This is a genomic window from Lapidilactobacillus luobeiensis (assembly GCF_024345205.1).
GTDB classification, from domain to species: Bacteria; Bacillota; Bacilli; order Lactobacillales; family Lactobacillaceae; genus Lapidilactobacillus; species Lapidilactobacillus luobeiensis.
The window spans coordinates 106,820-128,525 of sequence record NZ_BROC01000001.1 but is presented as its reverse complement, the minus strand read 5'-3'; the positions used below and the strand labels follow the sequence as shown (position 1 = coordinate 128,525).

Below are 21,706 nucleotides of genomic sequence, written 5' to 3'. Positions count from 1 at the left end.
GACCAGTTCAGGTCTAAGCACGGAGTTTAGCGATCATATCCGGATCAAAACGACCGGCCCGTACCATGGCGATCTCAGCACCATAAGGCGCGATCGTCCCCTTAGCGTCTGCCGTGATCCCCACATATGGCGTTTCCATGATTTTCGGTACTGCCAACAATTGGGGATGATGCGCCACGCGATTCAGCGCATCAAAGCCGATCGTGCCAAATCCCAGATTGGTGTGGCGATCCTTGTGACTCCCTTGGGGATTTTTCGAGTCATTCAAATGGATCACGCTCAGCCGCTCCAGCCCGATCACGTGATCAAACTGGTTCAGAACCCCATCAAAATCATTTTTGATGTCGTAACCTGCATCACTGGTATGACAAGTATCAAAAGTAACGCTAAGATGATCATTTTGCTGGGTCCGATCAATGATCTGCGCGAGTTCCTCAAAAGTTCGCCCAACTTCTGTCCCTTTTCCGGCCATCGTTTCCAGTGCGATCGTCGCCTTTTGATCCCGAGAAATGATCTCATCTAAAGCATGAGCGATCTGGGTGATCGCCACATCAGCGCCAGCACCAACATGCGCGCCAGGATGGAAACTGATCGCATAGGCACCTAACGCATCAGCCCGGCGCAGCTCTTCTTGCATAAATTCAATCGCGAAAGGCAATTTCTCCGGCTTGATCGTATTACCCAAGTTCAGAATATAAGGCGCGTGCACCACCAATTTTGCAATGTCATTGGCTGCCATCAGTGCTTGGCCTTCAGGGATCCGCAACTCCGCGATCGGTTTACGTCGCGTATTTTGCGGCGCGCCGGTAAAAACCATCATTGTGGTCGCCTGATAGGAAATCGCTTCTTCCGCGGCGCCCACTAACATTTTTTGCCCGCTCATACTTACATGTGAGCCAATCAATAATGGTGTGGTCATGATAAAACCTCCTCTATTTGAAACGTGTTCGCTACCCCAGCTCCTTCCGCTTAGCTACGCCAGGCTTTCGGAGGCCAAGCCCTGCCTCCAAAAGCCTGGCTAGGCTAATGCTCAGGAGCTCCCGGGGTGGCTCACACTCTCTATTTACTCGACCTTAGGCTCATAGAAATGGCCCATGACCTTAAATGATTCAGTGATACTAACAAAGGCATACGGATCCGATTTATACATAGCATCGGAAAGATCATGCATTTCATAACGTGAGATGACCGTGAACAAGATCGTTTTTTCTTCATGTTTGAAGGCACCCTCAGCGTCATGCACGATCGTGATCCCACGCCGCATCGAATGTTGGATCTCATTGATCACTTTTTTCGGCTGATTAGTGATGATCATCACCTGCAAACGCTGGTGACTAGTATAAACCATGTCGATCACCCGACCGTTGATAAAGATCCCCATGGCACTATATAAGGCATGGACCCAACCAAAAACAAACCCGGCCGCGATGATGATGATCAAATTGAAGAAGATATTGATTGAGCCCATACTCCGACCTGTTTTTTTACGTAAAATAATACCAATGATATCCAGACCACCCGTGGAAATATTATTCTTCAGGGCCATCCCCGTCCCCATACCGTTGATCAAACCACCAAAAATCGCGCAAACGATCGGATCATTGGTAATGTGAACAGCTGGCATCAAATGCATCATGATCGTCGAGAACAACACCGCCAAAAATGTAAAAGCAGTAAAGTGATGCCCAATCTTGAACCAAGCCAAAATGAATAAAGGAATATTCAAAGCGAAATACAAAATCGGCGTCGTCAAAGGAATATGGACCTTTTCGGAAATACTGGCAATCACCTGTGCCGCGCCAGTCACGCCAGACGAATAAATCTTACCTGGCTGCCAAAAGAAATTCAAAGCAATCGAAACCGCAATCGCATAAAAAAACGCCATTGATAACTTGGACAAGTTAGAATGTCGCCTTCTCATTTTTTCTAAATCGTTAAACATGGTCGTAAGGATCCTCTCTACACGCTAATGTGCCACTATTGTAACACATTGTCACAGTTGGGAGTTAGTCTTGATCTGCCATTTTAAAAAAAATAGCGTAATGGAAATCCACTCGCGCTTTTCTTACAGAAAGCGATAATACTCTCCAATCATCTTAGCAAGCCGATCAATAGAAATCGCCTGATGCTACGCCACTTATTTAGACCAGTGCGTCTGAATGAACTGCTCACGGCCACCCGCCTCTTCCAAGGCCATCCGTGCCGGATCCTTCTTGTAGAAATCCTGATGATAGTCTTCCGCCGGATAAAACGGCTCAACTGGCTCGATCGTCGTCACGATCGGCTGCTTGAACACACCTGAGGCCGCCAAAGCCGCCCGTGAAGCCGTGGCGATCTGTTGTTGCGCTTCATTGGCCACATAAATGACCGGCCGATAATTATCGCCCCGATCCTGAAATTGGCCAGACGCATCAGTCGGATCGGTCACCTGCCAGTAAATGTCGACCAGCTCCTGATACGAAATCACCGCCGGATCGAAATCGATCTTGACCGCCTCTGTATGACCGGTCGTGCCGCTACAAACTTGTTCGTAAGTTGGATCGACCACATGACCGCCTGTATACCCCGAGGTTACTTTCAAAATCCCTGGATGCTGGTCGAAAGGTTGCACCATACACCAGAAACAGCCACCGGCAAAAATCGCGCTTGCTTGTGTCATCAAACTCACTTCTTTCTCCATCATTATCTCCATTATCTGTGTTATCCGCTGAAAATGCAATGAAACAAGTTGGGCACAATTTGATTTGATGGCACCTCTGTTCGGGATTCTTTTTGCCTAATTGCATGTGTGGTGGGGGTTGTATAAGCGCAACCGGCTGGGACTGCTTTTGCGGACTGGAACGTGGTGGGCGTCGTTTGAAGCCAATTCCAAAAACGGGAATTGTCTCCAAATCGAGCCTTATTCTAAGCGATAAATCGCTAAGAATAATCTCACCGCTGAGCCACACGTCCTGAGGCGGTTGCTGGGCAGAATTGAGCTTATTTTCAATCGAGGCGACGTATCGAACGAAGTGCTTTTGCGAACTAGAGGTCAAACAATTGCCCACTTTTGAGGTGGTACGGCAATACCAACAAATTCGGATTAGAAGGTTGGGACTTTTGCATCGGTTGAACATCTTTACTCGTTTCCATAACAATCCACGGGTGGAAGGCCAACCGATTCAGTTGATTCACTGAGAACTAGCTCTGTTCATCAGACAGACTGTACTGGTGTCACCAATTTAAAGCTGGTGACCACTAACTACGGTCGTCAATTGCGTGGCTCCCCATCAATTGACCATAGCTTGTCAGTTGGCGTGAGTGCTCAAGCGACTGTTATAACGTTGAGCGGCTGGAGCGGAGAAATTCGGGGTGAGATAGCCGTGTCGTTATTCTTAGCGGCTTTGCCGCTTAGAATAAGGCTCAGCTTTGAGATTCGCGGGTTTTGCGAAGCTCAAAGTGACGCCCACAGCGATCTCACCCCGAATTTCGCAGCGCAAGCTGCGGCCAACCTACTATATCATCCAATTCCCAAATTTCATGCAAAAAAGCCACGTCCGCAGACATGACTTTTCATTAAGTGCGAATTGCGCTTTGTTGACGTTCAAGCCACCAAACCCTAATCCTGTTTCTCGACCTCGATACCAAGTTCATCCAATTGCGCTGGCGCTACTGGCGTTGGCGCCGCGGTCATTGGTTCGGTCGCGTTGGAGTTCTTCGGAAAGGCGATCACATCCCGAATATTGTCCCGATCCGCTAACAGCATCGCAAAGCGATCCAACCCGATCGCCAAGCCGCCTAGTGGTGGGAACCCGTAGTCCATCGCGTCCAGCAAGAAGCCGAATTGCTTTTGGGCGGTCTCCGGGCTGATTTCCAAGGCCTTCAACATTTTCTCTTGGATCTCACGTTGATGGATACGGATCGAACCGCCACCTAATTCGTAGCCGTTCAAGACAATATCGTAGCTTTGCGCGTGGGCGGCGTGAGGATCTGTGTCCAGCAAATGAACATCTTCTTCGTTAGGCATCGTGAAGGGATGGTGCGCCGCGATCCAACGCTGGTCGCCTTCATCATATTCAAACAAAGGCCAATCAACGACCCAAGTGAACGCAAATTGGTTTTTCGGAATGAGGTTCAATTCTTTGGCGAAGAAAGTCCGTAAATAGCCCAGACTATCTGCCACAACCTTTTGACTGGCGGCGACGAAAAGAATCAGGTCGCCATCTTGCGCGCCTAGTCGATCCAACAAATTGGCAGCATCATCCTTTAAGAATTTCGCGATCGGACCGGCAACGGTGCCCGCTTCGACTTTGACCCAAGCCAGCCCTTTAGCGCCAAAACGCTTGAGATAATCTTGAATGCCGTCGATCTTTTTCCGTGAATATTGAGCCGCTGCTTGGGGCGCGACGATTGCCTTGACTTGGCCATCATTGGCAATGGCATCGGTGAAGACCTTGAAGCTGCTCTCCTTGAAATAGTCGCTCAGATCTTGGAGTTCCATGCCATAACGCAAGTCTGGTTTATCAGAGCCATAGCGGGCCATGGCGTCATTCCAAGTGATCCGTGGGAACGGTAATTTGACGTCAATCCCCTTCTCATCGTGCATGACTTGGGCGATAACGCCCTCAGTGATCGCTTGGATCTCTTCGGCGGATAAGAAACTTGTTTCCAAATCGATTTGGGTAAATTCCGGTTGGCGGTCGCCCCGCAGATCTTCGTCCCGGAAGCAACGGGCAATCTGGTAATACCGGTCAAAACCCGCGCCCATCAACAATTCCTTGAACAATTGTGGCGATTGCGGCAAGGCGAAGAAGCTGCCGGGATAGACCCGTGATGGCACTAAATAATCCCGGGCGCCTTCTGGAGTCGACTTGGTCAGATCAGGTGTTTCAATTTCGATAAAGCCATGATCGTCTAAATAATGATGGACCGATTTAACGATTTGCGCCCGTGTCCGCAAGCCTTTCATCATTTCTGGCCGGCGCAGATCCAAATAACGATACTTCAATTTGGTATCTTCGGAGGCGGTCACATTGTCGGCGATATCGAAAGGTGGTGTTTTTGACTTATTCAAAACCGTCAATTTCGTCACTTCAACTTCGATCTTGCCGGTTTTCATTTTTGGATTGACCGCGTGCTCCCCACGAGCGCGCACCCGGCCTTGGACCGCGATCACGTATTCAGAACGCAGCGTTTCCGCAACGGCTAAAGCAGCCGCATCGATTTCATTACTGAAAACCAATTGGACGATGCCTTCCCGATCACGCAGATCAATGAAAACCAGGTTGCCCAAGCTCCGCCGTTTCTGAACCCATCCCGCCAGATCAACGGTTTGACCTAAATACTGCTCATCAACTAAACCACAATATGTTGTTCGTTCTACCATTACGCTTTGCCTCCAAATTGTTGCATCAAATCTTGATAAACCTTGTTAAAATCAGTCTGGATCGCGCTGAGACTGACGGAAACCTGCTCGCCAGACGCTAAGTCCTTCACTGGAACTTGCCCACTAGCCAACTCGCTATCACCTAATGTGATCACGAAGCGGCTGTTCAGCCGTGTAGCGTTTTTGAATTGGCCTTTGACTTTGCGATCAAGATAATCTTGATCGGCGCGGAAGCCGGCATGGCGAATCGCGTTCAGGATCTGTAAGGCCGTGCTATCTAAGTTGTCGCCTGCCTTGACCAGATAAAAGTCCAATCCTGGCGCGGCTAAGCCCAACTTTGTCTCATCCAGCAGCAACAACAGCCGTTCAAGACCGATGCCAAAGCCGATGCCCGGTTCATCAGGTCCACCGAATTCTTGAACCAGTCCGTCATAACGACCGCCGGCGATCACCGTCATTTCTGTATTGTTGAAAGCCGGCGCGCTGACCATGATCTCAAAAATCGTATCCGTATAATAATCTAACCCACGAACCATGGTTTGATTGACCGTGTAGTCGATTCCTAAAGCGGCCAAGCCCGCCTTGACCGCCGCGAAATGAGCCGCGGAGTCCGGGGTCAAATAATCCAAGATACTTGGCGCGTCGGCGACCAACTCTTGATCGTGGGCGTCCTTGCTGTCAAGAATGCGCAAAGGGTTCGTCGTCAAGCGCCGTTGAGAATCAGCGGAAAGCTGATCTTGCAAAGGGGTCAAATAGTTGACCAACGCTTCGTGATAAGCTTGGCGCGTCGCCGCGTCGCCTAAACTATTGATCTCCAATTTCAAATCGTGGAGTTGCAACTGATGCAACAATTCCTCCGCCATCGCGATAATTTCCACGTCTAAGGCTGGAGAACTGGCGCCGAATGCCTCGACCCCGATTTGATGGAATTGACGCTGACGACCGGATTGCGGCCGTTCATAGCGAAACATCGGCCCATGATAATAAACTTTGTAAGGTTTGACATATTCCGGTCCAAAAAGTTTGTTTTCCACATAAGCGCGGACCACACCGGCGGTGCCTTCCGGGCGTAAAGCAATGTGACGCTCGCCCTTGTCAAAGAAATCATACATTTCCTTAGAAACAACGTCAGAACTTTCGCCAGATGAACGTTCGAAAACATCATAGGATTCGAAGATCGGCGTCCGGATCTCTTGGAAATCATAGGTGCCGAATACTTCCGCCGCCTTTTGTTCCACAAATTGCCATTTTCGTGACTCTGCTGGGGTAATATCCGCAGTGCCTTTCGGTTTTTGATAGCGCATGGTTATTCCTCCTTGATGAAAAAAGACAAAAAGCACCCCTATCTTGTTTGATAAGGGTGCTTTTTGCACGGTACCACCTTAATTTGGTCTAATTGGATAACGTCGTTGCAGACGGAGCCCAGGCTCAACCTCAAAATGGTCGTTTCGTTCGTTCTGCTTTCTCACCTACCGCAGTCTCTGTGCTTGAACTACTTTTCATTTTTCATCGGTTTGATATTCGCTTACTAATTTACACGTCTAGTCAGCAAAAGTCAAGACTGGCAACGTTTTCACGGTGATAAATCGTCATCGCAGACCTACAAAATACTCAGCAGCGAATATTCTAAGATTTATTCAGGCCTGGCTCAGCAAGTGCCAGTTTTTGAAGCGATCGATCTTGTGCTTACAACGACAAAAGCAGCAAATGATCACTTATCTGGTTAATTATTTGCCGCATTTCTTGTTTACGATCCCCCCTACGTCAGGCGTAGAATAAAGAAAAAATGTGTCAGAAAGATTGTTTTGTCTAAAAAATCTGATCTTTTAACGTTAAGGCCAGACATTCCCTCAGTAATCATGGTAAAATCAAGCTAAACGTCTGACAAAATTAAGCGATTTCCTGAATAACATGCAAAGGAATGGATCGAATGAAAACTTTCTTACATAAGCTCTGGCAATGGCGCCTTTGGCTGATCGTCGGCTTAGCGATCTTAGGCTCGATCGGGACGACGATCGTGATGGCCAATTCGCAACAAGTCGTTGTGCAGGCCAATGTTTTGAATGTACGTAAAGGGCCTGGCTTGGCTTACGACGTCACTGCTCAAGTCAATAAGGGCCAGCGGTTGACCGTGATCGATGAACGCAATGAGTGGTATGAAGTTCGTCTCAGCGAAACTGAAGTCGGTTGGGTCGCCAGCTGGTTGATCAAGAATACAGAAGTCAGTGCGACCTCGAATCGGATCGGTTTAGTCAATGAAGGCAGTACACCCCTATATGTCAGTAACAATACTGGGGCTAAGCAGCTCAAACAATTGAACGCCGGCGATAAAGTCACTGTTTTATATCAGGAAGGCGACTGGCTCGAGGTCAAATATGAGGATTCTGTAGCTTGGCTATTGACCAGCAAAGTCAAGTTGACCGATCAAGTCGAAAGCACTGCTAAAACGACAAATACTGGCGATTCCAGTAGTCTTTTGACCAAATCTAGTAATCAAGTCGTGATCATTGATACCGATAATACCGCCTTGCGTGAGCAACCGAACGCCGAGGCCACGGTCGTGCAAAAATTAGCGGCAAAAACAGCGTTGACCTATCTGAAGACGGTCAATCAATGGTATCAAGTCAAGACGGCCGCCGGAAAAACTGGTTATGTGGCGAGCTGGGTCGTTTCGATCGCAGATAAGAGCACCTTGGATGACACGATGCCAAAGATCGCCTCCAACTTAGCCGAGGCCACGATCGTATTGGATCCCGGACATGGTGGCAATGATGTAGGCGCCCTGTCACAGACCTCAAAATACGAAAAGAGTTATACCTTAGCGGTTGCCAATGTGATCGAAAACAAATTAAAAGATGCGGGCGCAAATGTCGTCATGACACGAACTGATGATAGTTTCGTTGATCTGGCACCGCGGGCTCAGGCTGCCAATAAACTCAAGGCCGACGCCTTTATTAGTTTACATTTTGATTCAAGTGAGACAGCCAATTCGGCTACGGGGACAACCACTTATTTCTATCACGACAATCGGGACAAGAAACTGGCCCAAGTCCTTAACGAACAATTCAATAATCTGCCATTGACGAATCGCGGCATTGAATATGGCAACTTCCAAGTCTTACGTGATAATCAACGACCGGCAGTACTGCTGGAGTTAGGTTACATCAACAATAGCAAGGATTTCAGTTACATCACCAAGAGCAGTTATTACAACAAAGTCGCCAATGATATCGTGATCGCTTTGACCAATTATTTCAAGTAATTCCTTGATGCCCGTGGCAATGGCAGCCAAGTTTTGCAGCCTCGAATTGACTGCTTAACCGGATAAAATCAAATTTAACCGCAATATAAACAAAGGTGTCCCATCAAATTGATGAGCACCTTTGTTTTACTATTAAGTAAGAAATCCGAATCCACTCAAGTTCGAAGAATTAGGGCTGACTCCCCCAAAAAACGAAAAAAATCAGTCATTGGCCTCCGTCTTTCGATTTCAATCAAAAAAGATGTGAATAATAATCTAGGATAGGGACATCATGTTTCAATAAGTACTGGCCAACCCCGCGCTCGATATCGGATTTCGCTTGATCGGTTATTCCGGGTAACGGAAAGACCAAGAGCAGACTCTCATCCCACTTCTTTTCTAGCTGATCGATCAAGATACCAGAAGTGGTATATTTCCATTTGGATCGCCGACCTGGATCATTGTAATGAGCAGGATCGGGTGGTATATCGAAATTGCAATCATTTCCCGAAGCGACAACGCCGAGGAACTTATCCATCGTGAATTTAAGCCAGACGATGTGATTAACAGTATTCAAATCATTGTTCCGTTTTATTGCCTCATAGTCCAGCTCAACAATCTTAGTGGCTGGATCAACTTTGAAATCAGTCATTATTGGGTGGGCGACTTCTGGCATCTCGATTTTTTCCAAGAACTCATTGATCAACTTGATAATCACTTCAACCGGAACAGGTGGTAACTGTGCCTGTGACTTGGCCATCGTTAACCTCGACAAATCCCCATAATGTACTGAGGCTTTAACTGGGCTTAGTCGCTTCTGAGTCAGATATTGATCCATTTCTTCTGAAAATTTCAATATACAGACCTCCCATTAACTACGGAATCGGCTGGTTTCGCCAGATCAGAATTCAAAATTAGAATTCAAAAAAAGATTCAGCCATTATTTTCTGACTAGCTCAAAAATTTCCCAGCTCAGTCTACCTTCAACAACGGCACGATCGCCACGATTTGATCGACGGTGTAAGTTGCCATCGGCGCGTCCGCAAAAAGATCCGGATCAAAATAGATCGTCTGGATCCCAGCCCGTTCACCTGCTTCGATGTCCAGCCGGCGATCGCCGACCATTGCGGTCTTTTGGGGAGCTAAGTTAAATTTTGTCACCAAGGCGTTGACCCCACTAGGGTCTGGCTTTCGGGGAAAATCATCATCAGCGGTGACCCCACCGGCAAAATATTGCCAAAGCCCATCTTGCCGCATTTGCGCGATCGCGCCTTGGTTATTATGAGTCTCCAACAAGTTGACCCCACCACTGGCCACTACTTGAGCCAAAACTTCTGCGACGCCCTGAAAAGGCTTCACGCTGGGTGCCTCGGGCCGCGTCAGGTAAAATTGAAACCGTTGTTCGACCTGAGTACGATCCAAACCATAGACCTGTTGATAATAGGTCAAGGCGAAACGAATCGACTTGATTTTGATCAAACGATACAATTCGTCTTGGTCCAAGCTGGTTTGGCCAAAATCTGCCAAGGCTTGCCGCAAACAAAGCAACATTTTGGGATAGGTATCATATAAGGTGCCGTCATAATCCCAAATCAAATTCTTAATCATGGGCCACCTCCAGATTGATCGTCACCGGCCCATCATTCACCACGGTCACGGTCATGTCCGCGCCGAATTCACCGGTAGGGATCGGCTGCTGCAGCAAATCCGCCAACAGCGCGTTGAAGGCCAAGTAGCCGGCCTCAGCTTGATCCGGTTTGGCGGCGGCAGTGAAGCTCGGTCGATTTCCTTTGCGCGTATCCGCGTAAAGGGTGAATTGTGAGATCGACAGGATCTCTCCGCCGACTTGTTGCAGATTCAGATTCATTTTTTGTTGATCATCTTCAAAAATCCGTAACTTGGCGATCTTATTAGCCATTTTTGTAAGTTCTTGCGTCGTATCTTCTGGGGCGATCCCGACAAACAAGACCAACCCCTGTTTGATCTGACCGACCGTTGTTCCCGCAACACTAACACTAGCTGATTTGACCCGCTGTAACGTTACCCGCATAAAAGACTCCTATCCGATTTGCTTAAATCTATTTTTATTTAAAATCGTATTACTAATAAGCTGATCCTGACTTTGTTCCAACAAACGATCACAAACTGACTTTCAGTTTCAAGGATCCCACGCCGCCTAACGAAAAAAGCGCCTACCCAGATCAAAAGATATCTGTCGGCGACTTTTTGCGAAACTAACCTTTGGCCCGTTTCACCTCATAAACATCAGGGATATTCTTGAGACTATCAATGATCCTTTCTAGATGTTGGGCATTGCGCACACCAACAGTGACATAAATATTGGCCATCTTATTATGATCGACACGCCCATTGACATTGTTGAGATTCTTGCTTTGAGAATTTAAGGTCTGCAACACTTCGTTCAATAAACCGCTACGATTGTAGCCGAAGATCTCCAAATTCGCCAGATAAGATTGCGTTGTATCATCGACTTCATCCCACTCGACTTCGATCAAACGCATCGCATCTTTTTCATTGAGGATATTTGGACAGTCAGCGCGATGGATTGTCACGCCACGCCCCTTTGTCACATAACCAACGATGGGGTCCCCCGGCACTGGGTTACAACATTTGGCTAAACGGATCAACAGGTTATTGACCCCTTGGATCACCACGCCACCTTCATGTTGGATCTTCAGTTTTTCCGGACCATCTTTTGGCTTCGCCGGCGTTTTAGGTGTGGATAAGATCTCTTCTGCCTGTTGCTTCTGTAACTCTTCTTCTTTTTCTTTACGTTCTTTTTCGGTCAGACGATTGGCGACGACTTGCGCCGAGATCTCACCATAACCGACGGCGCCTAACAGTTCCTCATCAGTGTTGAAGTTAAAACGCGCCAGCGCCTGACTCATATGTTCCTTATCCAAAAATTGCTTAGCCGGATAACCCAGATCCTGTAACTGTTTCTCTAACAATTCACGGCCACGATCGATATTGACATCTTTTTCTTTTTGCTTATAAAAGCGGCGGATCTTATTACGGGCGCGACTAGTAAACGCGATCGTCGCCCAATCTTTACTGGGAGCGGCAGAAGTTGACGTCAACATTTCGACGATATCGCCGTTTTTCATTTGATAATTCAATGGCACGATCTTGCCATTGACCTTGGCGCCTACGGTGTGATTCCCGACTTCTGTATGGACCAAATAAGCGAAATCGATCGGCACTGAGCCTTTAGGCAACTCATAAACATCGCCACGGGGCGTGAAAACATAGACCCGATCACTGAAAATATCCCCTTTGACACTTTCCATGAAGTCTTTGGCGTCTTCCGACTCGTCTTGGATCTCAAGGATCTCCCGGAAAATATCCAGTTTCTGACCGGTAACGTCAAGATGGACCTCATCTTTGACGCCTTCTTTATAAGCCCAGTGTGCGGCCACACCATATTCAGCCACTTGATGCATCTCTTGCGTCCGGATCTGCACTTCCAGCGGCTTCCCTTGAGGACCGATCACGGTCGTGTGCAGGGATTGGTAGCCATTGGCTTTGGGCATCGCGATATAATCCTTGAAACGGCCGGGCAATGGTTTCCACTTGGTGTGGATCGCGCCCAAAACCGCATAACAGTCTTTGATCGAATCGACCACTACCCGGATCGCCAACAAGTCATAAAGTTCATTGAATTGCTTGTGCTGATCGCGCATTTTTTTATAAATAGAATAAATGTGTTTGGGACGGCCATAGATCTCATACTTAACGTTCAATTCGCTCAAAGCAGCCTTGATCTCACCAATGGCTTCTGAAATGTAACTTTCGCGCTCACCGCGTTTAGAGTTCATCAGATGGACGATGCGATAGTATTGTTGCGGATTCAAGTAATGGAGCGAGATATCCTCCAATTCCCACTTGATCCGACTGATCCCTAAACGATCAGCCAAAGGGGCATAAATCTCCAATGTTTCATCAGCGATCCGCCGTTGTTTGTCTGGACGCAGATGTTGCAATGTGCGCATGTTGTTTAAGCGATCGGCCAGTTTGACCATGATCACCCGCAGATCCTTCGCCATGGCCAGCAACATTTTTCGGTGATTCTCGGCTAATTGTTCTTGATGCGACTTATATTTGATCTTGCCTAACTTGGTGACCCCATCAACGATGATCGCCACATCCTTACCAAAAAGCTCCTCAACATCTCCGAGGGTCACATTGGTATCCTCCACTACATCATGCAAATAGCCAGAGGCCACGGTCTCTGGATCCATATGTAATTCTGCTAAGATCCCGGCAACTTGGATCGGGTGAATAATATATGGTTCGCCTGATTGTCGCTTTTGTTCCCGATGGACATATGCCGCAAAATCATAGGCTTTTTGCACAAAAGCGAGATGATCTTGATTCATATATTCTCGGCAAAGTTCCATGACTTCATCTTGAGTCAAGACACGTTCTTTTGACACCGCCATCATCCCCAATTTTAATCAAATATTCATATTCTTTATTCTAAAAAATCCGCCTGACCCAGTGAGCGCAAATAGTCTTAAAAAAACAAACGCTTTTGATCAAGATTTCCGTGGTGTCGCCAAATAAATGATCACCGCTAATAACAGATACATCCCTACCAACCAATAATTATACTGCGCAAACCGCCACCAAACACTTAAGGCGAAAATTGCTGGAAACGCCAATAGCCACCAAGCGGACCAGTGTTGACGCTTGATCATGATCGAACTGATGATCACGATCAACGGGTCCAAGATCAGAAATAAACTAATAATACGCTGGACTGTCGAAATATGTAACCAACTGGTCAATAGTGGCAAGGGAAAACACACGACCAAAGCCACTAATAGAAAAATCAAAATAGGTTTCGGCAAGACTTTCTTTATTTTTGTCATCGGTTCAACAATCATTCCTATTCATTTAGATTCAAACAAAAACTAAATTCAAATAAAGCCGGTCGAATAACTTTACTGCGACAATGACTCGACCTCAATAGCATAGCTTAAACTGCTCAGAAAATAAAGTGGTGCTGTCTCTGTCCGCAGGATCCGCGGGCCAAGTCCCACTGTGCGAACACCCTGCTCGGCTAGGAGATCCATTTCTTCTGGCGCCAAACCACCTTCAGGGCCAAAGATCATCCGGATTGCTGGTTTGTTCAGCATTGGATCTGCCACTTGTAGCACTGGATCCACTAATGTCTGCCGCAGTTCCTGAAATCGTTGGGCTAAAGCCAAGTTTTTTTGCCCGTTCTTAACGACTTCTTCATAGGCCACTAGATTCAGACCAGCACTTGGTAAATCATGCAGGGAGGACCAGTAGGCCACCTGAGGGACTTGACGACGGTGCGACTGCTCCGCAGCGCTTAACGCGATCTGCTGTAAATGCGCGATTTTTTTGGCGACCTGCTCTTTCTTCCAACGCATCACCGCACGCTGACTCGGAAAGAAAACAATCGTTGCCGCACCTAACTCGGTGGCCTTTTGGACGATCAATTTGGCCTTTTCCCCCTTGGGAAGACCACAGATGATCGTCGCTTGCACTGGTAGTTCTGTATTCGCTAACGGCTTTGTCCCTAGCGTCGCCGTCAAGCTAGCTTGCTGGAGATCGATCGCCGTGATCGTGGCCCCATAACCGAGCTGGTCACAGCCAACGATCTCCAAAGGCGCGCCCACATTCAAACGTAAGACTTTGATCACATGCTGAAAAGCCGTTCCCGTTATAACCAGCGTTTGTTGCGGCTGTAACGTTTCTTCAACAAATAATAGCTGCATCAGCTTTCTCCCTCCTTTTGACAACGGAGGCAGAACCAGTCACCGGCCTGTAAAAGCAGATCGACCACAAAGCCAGCCTGAGTCAGCGCGTTTTGGATCTTAGGTAATTGTGTGTTGATGATCCCCGTCAAGATCACCTGACCCTCTGGCTGTAAATGACCAGTCAATTGTGGGATCAATGGCAAAAGCGCTTCTGGCAACATATTGGCGATGATCAAGTCAGCACGCCCTTCGACCGGCGTCAATAAACTACCGGCCATCAATTTAATAGCCGCTTCACCATGATTGAGGCGTAGATTTTTTTCAGTGAACGCCAAAGCATTTTCATCCAGTTCTGTGGCCTGAATAGTGCTAGCTCCTAGCCGCCAAGCGACTAAACTTAAGATTCCCGAACCAGTTCCCACATCAAAAACGGATCGGCCCGGACGTAAACTTAATTCTAAGGCGCTGACCGCTAGCCGCGTTGTTGGGTGCATGCCGGTCCCAAAAGATCGTCCGGGATCAAGGCGGATCACGATCTCGTCATTAGTCGTGGGCTGATGATCCTCCCACTGTGGGACAACCGTAATGAATCGAGTCAAATGTTGAACGTGATAGTAAGATTCCCAAGCCAAGGCTCCTTTTTGATCATCGACCTGACGCGTGGATAAACGCCACCCAACTGTTAAAAAGCCTTGGTCTTGCAAACTTTGCAAACGCTGGTCCAACTTCTGAAGAAAATCAGTCAATTCTTGTGCCGCTGGTAAATAGGCCAGGACCGCGGCGCGATCATTCCCCGGTGCCGTCGTTGTTTCGTCATCCAACCACTGGACGCCGCCAGTACCCAACTCGATCAATTGATCCGCGATCAAGTCGACCATCTCTGGCGCGCAATCCACCCGAATTTGTTCCCAGATCATCGTCTTACTCCTTAATATTTAGGATAGCTGTAATAGCCAGTCGCGCCATTAGCCCGAGCCGCCGCTACCGCCGCCTCAAAATCAGTTGTGGACCAAGCCAATTGAAAAGTAGCCACCTCCAGATCAGGGTCAAGAAAATCAAGAAAATCATTCATCCCGTCATCAAGCAGCGTCGTTAAATAAGTTACTAATCCTTGTAGTACAGCCTTTTCGATCCCCTTACGACCAGCAAAAGGAATCGTCGCCAAATAATTCTCCGCGTAATCCTGACCAGCAACTTTCTGCTCATCGTAAATCAGGATCGCGTCATCATAATTGACTTCCTCCGCTTGAGTATCACCTTCTTGATCCTCGATCTCCAGTTCATTTGTTTGTCCAGTCATCAAGATCTCGATCTCAAATGAGCGGATCTCCTTGTCCCAATTGATATTCAGATCGCCAGGGAAATCACTTTGTTCGATCTGTTCATCTAAGTAACTTAAAATATCCATAGCTACCACTCCTTTTTCTGATGGTAATATTTTTGAATTTATTAACGTCTTTGTAGTGCAACCATTTTATTAACTGTTCCTATTATGACACAGAAACCCTTGGGTCACCACAAAAAACCAGTTGAATCAACGTAGCTCGTTTTACTTTGCCCATCGTCGCCGATTTTGCCGCGACTAGACTCTTGCTTAGGTGTAATCACTAAACAATTTTCTCATTATAGCTTAGACTAGAGTCAGTGAAAGATTGGAGGAATCGGTATGAAAGTATTTGTAATTGGTGCGCATGGTCAAATCGGCCAACGGACTGTTGAAAAATTAGCCGCACAAGGTGATCAAGTCACTGCTGGTGTGCGTGATCCTGAAACACAAGCCGTCTCGAAACAAACTAACGTTGATTATGTCGCCTTTGATTTGAATTGGTCAGAAGCAAAAATGGCCACGACTTTAAGTCACCACGATGTTGTGATCTTCACCGCGGGCTCAGCTGGTCGTGAACTCTTGAAGATCGACCTTGATGGCGCGGTCAAAACAATGAATGCCACAGAGAAAGCTGGGATCAAGCGGTACTTCTTGGTTAGCTCTGTTGATGCCAATCATCCCGAAAAGTGGTCAGGAAGCTTACATGATTACTTTATCGCTAAGCACTACGCCGATGAATGGTTGACTCATCGCACTGATCTTGACTATGTAATCATTCGCCCCGTTGCCTTAACTAATGAAGTTGGTTCAGGCGCAGTCGATCTTGATCATCACAGTGATCTATCTGCCAGTGTCAGCCGCGATAATGTCGCTGATCTCCTGGTAAAATTAGTTCATCGGCCAGAATTGAAGCAACTTGAGATCACCGTTTCTGATGGTGGCCAAGCACTGGATCAAGCCATTGATGAACTAAGCTCAAAGGCTTGGGAACTATAACCCGCCAGCAAAACTTGTCAGTCAACAGTTGCGGTTGACCACTGATTGGCTTAAAATAAACAACCAGACGCTTATTAAAAATGAGCAACAAAGGGCAATTAAAACTAAGAGACTGGGACAAAACAATGTTTTGTCCCAGTCTCTCCTAAGTTTTTTGCTGATCAGATCCTGATCCATGAGAAACAGGTCGGTTCGTTGACGGCGATTTTGGATAGGTACGGGTGTATTTCTTGAAATCATTTTGCACCTGTTCCAAGTGCTGTGGATCTTGGCGTACCTGATGCATCAATTTTGAAAAGTCAAATTCACTGCTCGTCGTTGGCTTCTTCTTTCTAAAAGCGAACATGTCTCTCACCTCTTGGTCATTATTATAGTAAGCTCACCATAAAATTGCTAGAATTAAGGTGCCTAAATGAGTAAACGTAAGAATAAATTACCAAAAACTTTAGTCGAAAAAATCCTTGATCGCGCCAAGATCCCCTATGAACAACTGGAATTCACCCTGGGTCAATCCCACGAAGCCGATGTCGCCCAATTGATCTACAAAACACTGGTCCTTCACGGTGAAAAGACCGGTCCCTTGGTCGGTGTGATCCCGATCAGCGCACACCTCGATGAGCGAAAACTGGCAACGATCTCGGGGAATAAACGCGTACGGATGTTACCACAAAAAGAGTTGGAGCAAACAACCGGCTATGTTCATGGTGCCAATACACCGATCGGGATCTACGAGCAACATCATTTTCCGATCTACATCGATACCGAAGCACTAGAACATCCGACCATGACTGTCTCAGCAGGAAAGTTAGGACGTTCGATCCAATTACGCCCACAAGATCTAATCACATTTGTCCACGCAACGGTCACTGATCTAACTGTTGATACTGAGGAACTAAACCAATAAACAGACACCATTTTTTTAGGAGAAGAGGTCCTAGCCATGTTCCAAGCTACTGATAATCGTTTTGCGACAATCGCCGTCGCTAGTCAATTGCCTGACACACTGATCGATGCGCTTTGGTTGATCATCGATCAAGATCTGCAAGGTGTTTTTCCATTACAGAATCTACTTCACTTCAAACTCAAAGCCACTGATCAAAACAATGTCCAGATCACCTTTGATTCAGAAGCTACCGGTGACCAAATCGCTTTTGACACGACCGCAGCCTATCATAATAGCTATCCTGAAATGATCCTAGCTTATGACGATGGCCGTTCACAGACGATTTTACTCCCCTCAGATGTTGATCAAGATTAATGGCGACCAACGAAAAAAGATTCTCCTTGCACTTTTTAGGAGAATCTTTTTTATTCGCAAAAATCCGCTTTTAAAGGCCAGCCAACCGTTCTAAACAGGAGTCTTCTATGAATCGCTATTGAATAAATTAGTTCTATAAAGTATCATCATGCTTCTTTAAATCCTTGAGAATAGCGATGGTTGTATCTAGCAAGTATTTGGTTGTAGCCTGCAATGAATATTAATGATCATTTCTTTCGTTTAGGCAACTCGAAGTAGGTACGGATCTTCGCCGCAGCCACTGGCGCAGTCAAATCGGTATTATCCAAGACCATTGTTGCTACCTGAGGAAACAATTTTGCTAGCTCACCAGGTCGACTTAATAAGCGATATGTGGACATGCTCTGCCGCAGTTCTTGTTCAGACGCCTGACGATCCCGTTTTGAAGGCTTTTTCTGTAAACGATGGTCACTCTGATTACGTTGCAAACGGGTTTCTAAATCGGCTTGCAACTCGACAAAGTACACTGATTGTCCTGCCGCTAGAAAAATATCGCTGATCTCTGTTAAGAAGTCGCGATCCGCCTCACCGGAAAAATCGATCATTATTGTGAAAATAATCGTCTCGACCAAATTTGCTTCAGGTTTCGCGACGAAAGCACGGAATAACTCTTTTCTCGTTCGATCAGACAAAGCAAAAGTCCGTTCATCATACCCTAGAAAATTAGCGAAAAGATCGATCGTTTGATGATTAAATAGAAGTCGACCATCTATTTCTTGGCTCAAGGCCTCTCCCACTGTCATTTTACCAACGGCTTGGGCGCCGATCAAAACTAATAGGCTCATCTGTCTTCCTCCCAAGATCGAAGTAGTTGACCTCAATCCAATTTTCTGATCGTCCAAGGATGCCGGTGGGCGCCATCACCGGTACTGACTGCGCCAACCTGCGAGGTATCACTCATTGTGCTTGCAGTTGAATGCTTAGCATTGTGGTTCTGATTACTTTTTTTCGCAAGGGGTGCTCGGCGGCCAGGTTTTTTACTGTTTTTTTGCGGACGTGTCGTGGTCCTTGATTTGTTTGGTACATGTTGCGAGGTATGGCCACCTTCATGAAGCGCCTTGGGCTGACTTGTCCCACCAGTAGAGCGAGTCGTTCGCTGATCTGCAGACTTTACTGGCATACCTTGAGCTGCTGATTTGGTCTTTTCCGACTGGCGCTTGGGTAATGATTTTTTTTCGGCCAACTTTTGCTTGCTGGGTCTGGCGGCCACATCAGCAGTCTTTACCTGTGGCATTGGTCGCTTCACGTCATGCGGTTTAGTTGAACTCGATTTTGACATTTTCCCGCTTTTTTTCACCGGTACTGTTCGTGTTGTCGTCGTTGGAATCACTTTGGCAGCACGATCGGTCTGCTGTTCTTGGGTGTTTACAGGCCGATCCTGGGCTGATTGTTTCGCGCGAGGCCCTTGTGTCGTTGCCGCGTTCGGCTTGGCCGCTGACTTTTGATTTTTTTTCGTGTTCTGGTTGTCAACTGACCTTGGTTGCACGCCTCTAGTAGGCTTTACCGCCATTTCAGAACGGGTAGATTTATTATTCTTATTTTGTACTTGAGCTTGCTGTTGTAAGCTCTTTTCCATCGTCATTTCTGCGCGTGGCTCCAACATTTGACTGTGGGTCACCGGCGTATGCTGGATCGAACGCGACTTCGAGCCGTTTACTGACTTCGATCGCCGCTTCGATTGCCGCTGCTTTGTTTGGTTCGCGCCGGCCGCTGTTAAGCGTTGTTCCTGAAGCTTAACATGGATCAATTGCTCTTGAGTCGAAACAGCGGGTGTGATCGGCCGGATCGTCCAACGTCTTTGTTTTAGTTTTGTGGTCGTCGGTCGGGTCTCCCGCGTCGTTTGCGCCACGGATTTTTGGGCCGTCCCCTGATTGCGGCGAGAAGGCTTCTGCCCAGCCGTGGTCGTGGTTATTTTTTTAGAATGTTGAGCTTGATCGGCTTCTGGTGCTTTTGTGGTTGATCTAGTCGATTTTTCTACTACGGGTGCGTTTTTTTTCTCAGATGAACCAGGCCGTTGCTGCTTGGACGAAGGTTGAGCGGCCGGTTTCTGCCCGGATCGCGTACTGGTTCGTCGTGGCGTTGAGGTATGCTTTTTCGAAGACGCGACATTGGCTTTCGTCTCCACCTGGGGAGTGGTGACTTTCTTGGCCGTGGATTTAGTCGTTGTTGCTTTGCTAACCTTAGCATCACCTTGAGTAATGCCCTGAGTTTTCTTGTTTGATCGCGATGCGCCATTTGGTAGCTGTTTGGCCACAGTAGTGCCTTTGTTCTGATTAACGGCCAGATTTGTTTGATCGTTTTTCTTCACTGCTTGATTCCTCATTATTTCTTTTTTTGATTGGGTCACTGGTACAGTACTTATTGATTTGTTGGCTTGGCCGTGTCGTTTGCGCCGCTGCCTAAGTTTTCGTTGCCGTTGTTTACTTGTTGGCAAAGCGCCGATCTCAGGCACTTTTGTTGCCGTGGTCGAAACCTCTAACAACCGCTTTTTCTCACTCTTAGTAGTTGTCTGGCGTTGTTGCTTGCGAGTCTCTTGGCGGCGTTTCTTGGTCTGGGATCGGGCTGAGCGTGTAGCACTGACCTGATCAATGGTGCCTGCGGTTGTGACTTTCGATTTTGGCAAAACTTTTTTGGTTACTTGGGCCTGATCGTTATTCGCTTTTTCTTTTTTTCGGACTGATCCTGATGTTGGATTTGTTGCCTTGATAGCCTTGACCTTAGCCTTTTGCCGCGAACGAGCCCGCGTTTTCGTTGGTTTCTTACCAAAGGCAGTTTGAGGCAAAGTCAATGTTTTTCTTAAATTTTTATGCAAGGCGGCGTACGCGCCTTTTTTCTGAGTCTCATAAAAATTATTGATGGCATTCGCCGCAAAATCCGCCGCTTGAATGCCATAGTTAAGTTGCGACTCATAATAATTGATCGAAACGGTCAGATCTGGACGTTGCATTTCAAAATTGAAATGGATCCGCAGATGATCTGCCAGCGAATTCTGACTACCGTCTTTTAGAGCACGCTGGTCTAATTGCGCCAATAATTCCGTGATTTCCGGTTGCGTCGCGACGATCTGATCTAATAAAAGTTGGACCCAGTAGTCGTAAGAACTATTTTTACTAGCAAAATCGGTGACTGGTAAATGCCGCTTATCAAGGATCAAGGCATAAATCGCGATTTCCGGCGTCAGCACCTGCCGTAGCATCGTCGCGCGTTCCTTTTGGTTCAACGCCGCGGCCTTGACCTCATTATTGGGCCATTTCTTAGTTGGGCTACTACGACGAAAACGTTCGGCGGCGTTCTTTTGACGACGGCGCAACCCTTTCATCGCCTCGGTCGTGCCAACTACCGCGGCCAAGGTAAAATAACGGCCTTGATCTTGGCCCAGATTGCCGGACTCATCGATATATACCGTTAATGTTTCTGTTGTCATGTTGTTCATCTCACTTAATTCATCTCATTAGTTGTAACGTCAGTGCTCAGGCCGATCCCCCGCCTGAGCCGATATTGGCAAGCCACGATTACCCGCGCCAAACCAGTTTCTACGCAAATAGTGCCGACACCTACACTCAATAGAATGTGGCCAAGGCGCCAGAAAATCGCACGGCACACATGGCCAGGGAAATCTCAGTAACGGTGCTAACGATCGATCAATGCAAACCCGCCAGAATAAATGTCAGCGCCGAGCAAAAGCGGGCTGGCCAAATCCAGTCGCACCTACTATGGACTTGGATAT

General features: G+C 47.2%; 20 protein-coding genes. 4 read left to right on the top strand and 16 right to left on the bottom strand.

The genetic code is table 11. The features are described 5' to 3' along the window. Positions 1-13: 13 nt before the first annotated feature. From OCU21_RS00535 to hisS, 5 genes are all read right to left on the bottom strand, one after another. Entirely contained in the window at positions 14-919 is a 906-nt protein-coding gene (locus OCU21_RS00535; protein ID WP_261805557.1) for a deoxyribonuclease IV, read from the bottom strand. A 144-nt stretch (positions 920-1,063) separates the two neighbouring features. Beyond that, positions 1,064-1,942: a YitT family protein gene (locus OCU21_RS00530; protein ID WP_261805556.1), complete on the bottom strand. Its 879-nt coding sequence runs from the start codon at positions 1,940-1,942 to the stop codon at positions 1,064-1,066. Between the two features lie 195 nt (positions 1,943-2,137). After that, positions 2,138-2,659, bottom strand: coding sequence for a peptide-methionine (S)-S-oxide reductase MsrA (msrA, locus tag OCU21_RS00525; RefSeq protein WP_261805555.1), 522 nt, complete (start codon positions 2,657-2,659; stop codon positions 2,138-2,140). Positions 2,660-3,598: 939 nt separating this feature from the next. Continuing rightward, positions 3,599-5,365, bottom strand: coding sequence for an aspartate--tRNA ligase (gene aspS, locus OCU21_RS00520; protein ID WP_261805554.1), 1,767 nt, complete (start codon positions 5,363-5,365; stop codon positions 3,599-3,601). Further along, the gene (hisS, locus tag OCU21_RS00515) at positions 5,365-6,669 is read right to left on the bottom strand and encodes a histidine--tRNA ligase (RefSeq protein ID WP_261805553.1); all 1,305 of its coding nucleotides are present in this window, start codon (positions 6,667-6,669) and stop codon (positions 5,365-5,367) included. The genes aspS and hisS overlap by 1 nt, the downstream gene beginning before the upstream one ends. A gap of 626 nt (positions 6,670-7,295) precedes the next feature. On the opposite strand from hisS, the gene OCU21_RS00510 reads away from it, so the two are divergent. After that, a complete protein-coding gene (locus OCU21_RS00510) occupies positions 7,296-8,627 on the top strand; it encodes an N-acetylmuramoyl-L-alanine amidase family protein (RefSeq protein ID WP_261805552.1) in 1,332 nt (443 codons plus the stop codon). A 232-nt stretch (positions 8,628-8,859) separates the two neighbouring features. Here OCU21_RS00510 and OCU21_RS00505 read toward each other — a convergent pair whose 3' ends face one another. From OCU21_RS00505 to OCU21_RS00470, 8 genes are all read right to left on the bottom strand, one after another. Continuing rightward, positions 8,860-9,462: a hypothetical protein gene (locus tag OCU21_RS00505; protein WP_261805551.1), complete on the bottom strand. Its 603-nt coding sequence runs from the start codon at positions 9,460-9,462 to the stop codon at positions 8,860-8,862. A gap of 116 nt (positions 9,463-9,578) precedes the next feature. Then, complete coding sequence (locus tag OCU21_RS00500; RefSeq protein WP_261805550.1) at positions 9,579-10,214, bottom strand: HAD hydrolase-like protein; 636 nt, start codon at positions 10,212-10,214, stop codon at positions 9,579-9,581. Beyond that, positions 10,207-10,656, bottom strand: coding sequence for a D-aminoacyl-tRNA deacylase (gene dtd, locus OCU21_RS00495; RefSeq protein WP_261805549.1), 450 nt, complete (start codon positions 10,654-10,656; stop codon positions 10,207-10,209). The genes OCU21_RS00500 and dtd overlap by 8 nt, the downstream gene beginning before the upstream one ends. 184 nt (positions 10,657-10,840) lie before the next feature. Then, positions 10,841-13,063, bottom strand: coding sequence for a RelA/SpoT family protein (locus tag OCU21_RS00490; RefSeq protein WP_261805548.1), 2,223 nt, complete (start codon positions 13,061-13,063; stop codon positions 10,841-10,843). Between the two features lie 102 nt (positions 13,064-13,165). Beyond that, positions 13,166-13,501 carry a hypothetical protein gene (locus tag OCU21_RS00485; RefSeq protein ID WP_261805547.1) on the bottom strand — a complete coding sequence of 112 codons (336 nt, stop codon included), beginning with the start codon at positions 13,499-13,501 and terminating at the stop codon, positions 13,166-13,168. A 72-nt stretch (positions 13,502-13,573) separates the two neighbouring features. After that, entirely contained in the window at positions 13,574-14,377 is an 804-nt protein-coding gene (locus tag OCU21_RS00480; RefSeq protein WP_261805546.1) for an RsmE family RNA methyltransferase, read from the bottom strand. Beyond that, positions 14,377-15,276 carry a 50S ribosomal protein L11 methyltransferase gene (locus OCU21_RS00475; protein ID WP_261805545.1) on the bottom strand — a complete coding sequence of 300 codons (900 nt, stop codon included), beginning with the start codon at positions 15,274-15,276 and terminating at the stop codon, positions 14,377-14,379. The genes OCU21_RS00480 and OCU21_RS00475 overlap by 1 nt, the downstream gene beginning before the upstream one ends. Positions 15,277-15,287: 11 nt before the next feature. Then, positions 15,288-15,767, bottom strand: coding sequence for a DUF3013 family protein (locus tag OCU21_RS00470; RefSeq protein WP_261805544.1), 480 nt, complete (start codon positions 15,765-15,767; stop codon positions 15,288-15,290). Positions 15,768-16,025: 258 nt separating this feature from the next. Here OCU21_RS00470 and OCU21_RS00465 point away from each other — a divergent pair, with 258 nt between their 5' ends. Beyond that, positions 16,026-16,682: an SDR family oxidoreductase gene (locus tag OCU21_RS00465; RefSeq protein ID WP_261805543.1), complete on the top strand. Its 657-nt coding sequence runs from the start codon at positions 16,026-16,028 to the stop codon at positions 16,680-16,682. A 145-nt stretch (positions 16,683-16,827) separates the two neighbouring features. Here OCU21_RS00465 and OCU21_RS00460 read toward each other — a convergent pair whose 3' ends face one another. Further along, a complete protein-coding gene (locus OCU21_RS00460) occupies positions 16,828-17,028 on the bottom strand; it encodes a hypothetical protein (RefSeq protein ID WP_261805542.1) in 201 nt (66 codons plus the stop codon). A gap of 66 nt (positions 17,029-17,094) precedes the next feature. Between OCU21_RS00460 and OCU21_RS00455 the strand changes: the two genes are divergently transcribed. Both OCU21_RS00455 and OCU21_RS00450 read left to right on the top strand, forming a co-directional pair. Then, positions 17,095-17,586 (top strand): aminoacyl-tRNA deacylase, encoded by a 492-nt coding sequence (locus OCU21_RS00455; RefSeq protein WP_261805541.1) that lies wholly within the window; start codon positions 17,095-17,097, stop codon positions 17,584-17,586. 36 nt (positions 17,587-17,622) lie between these two features. Beyond that, positions 17,623-17,940 carry a DUF960 domain-containing protein gene (locus tag OCU21_RS00450; protein WP_261805540.1) on the top strand — a complete coding sequence of 106 codons (318 nt, stop codon included), beginning with the start codon at positions 17,623-17,625 and terminating at the stop codon, positions 17,938-17,940. A gap of 227 nt (positions 17,941-18,167) precedes the next feature. On the opposite strand, the gene OCU21_RS00445 is transcribed toward OCU21_RS00450, so the two are convergent. After that, complete coding sequence (locus OCU21_RS00445) at positions 18,168-18,764, bottom strand: P-loop nucleotide/nucleoside kinase family protein (RefSeq protein WP_261805539.1); 597 nt, start codon at positions 18,762-18,764, stop codon at positions 18,168-18,170. A gap of 32 nt (positions 18,765-18,796) precedes the next feature. Then, positions 18,797-21,403, bottom strand: coding sequence for a DUF3800 domain-containing protein (locus OCU21_RS00440; RefSeq protein ID WP_261805538.1), 2,607 nt, complete (start codon positions 21,401-21,403; stop codon positions 18,797-18,799). Positions 21,404-21,706 lie beyond the last annotated feature (303 nt).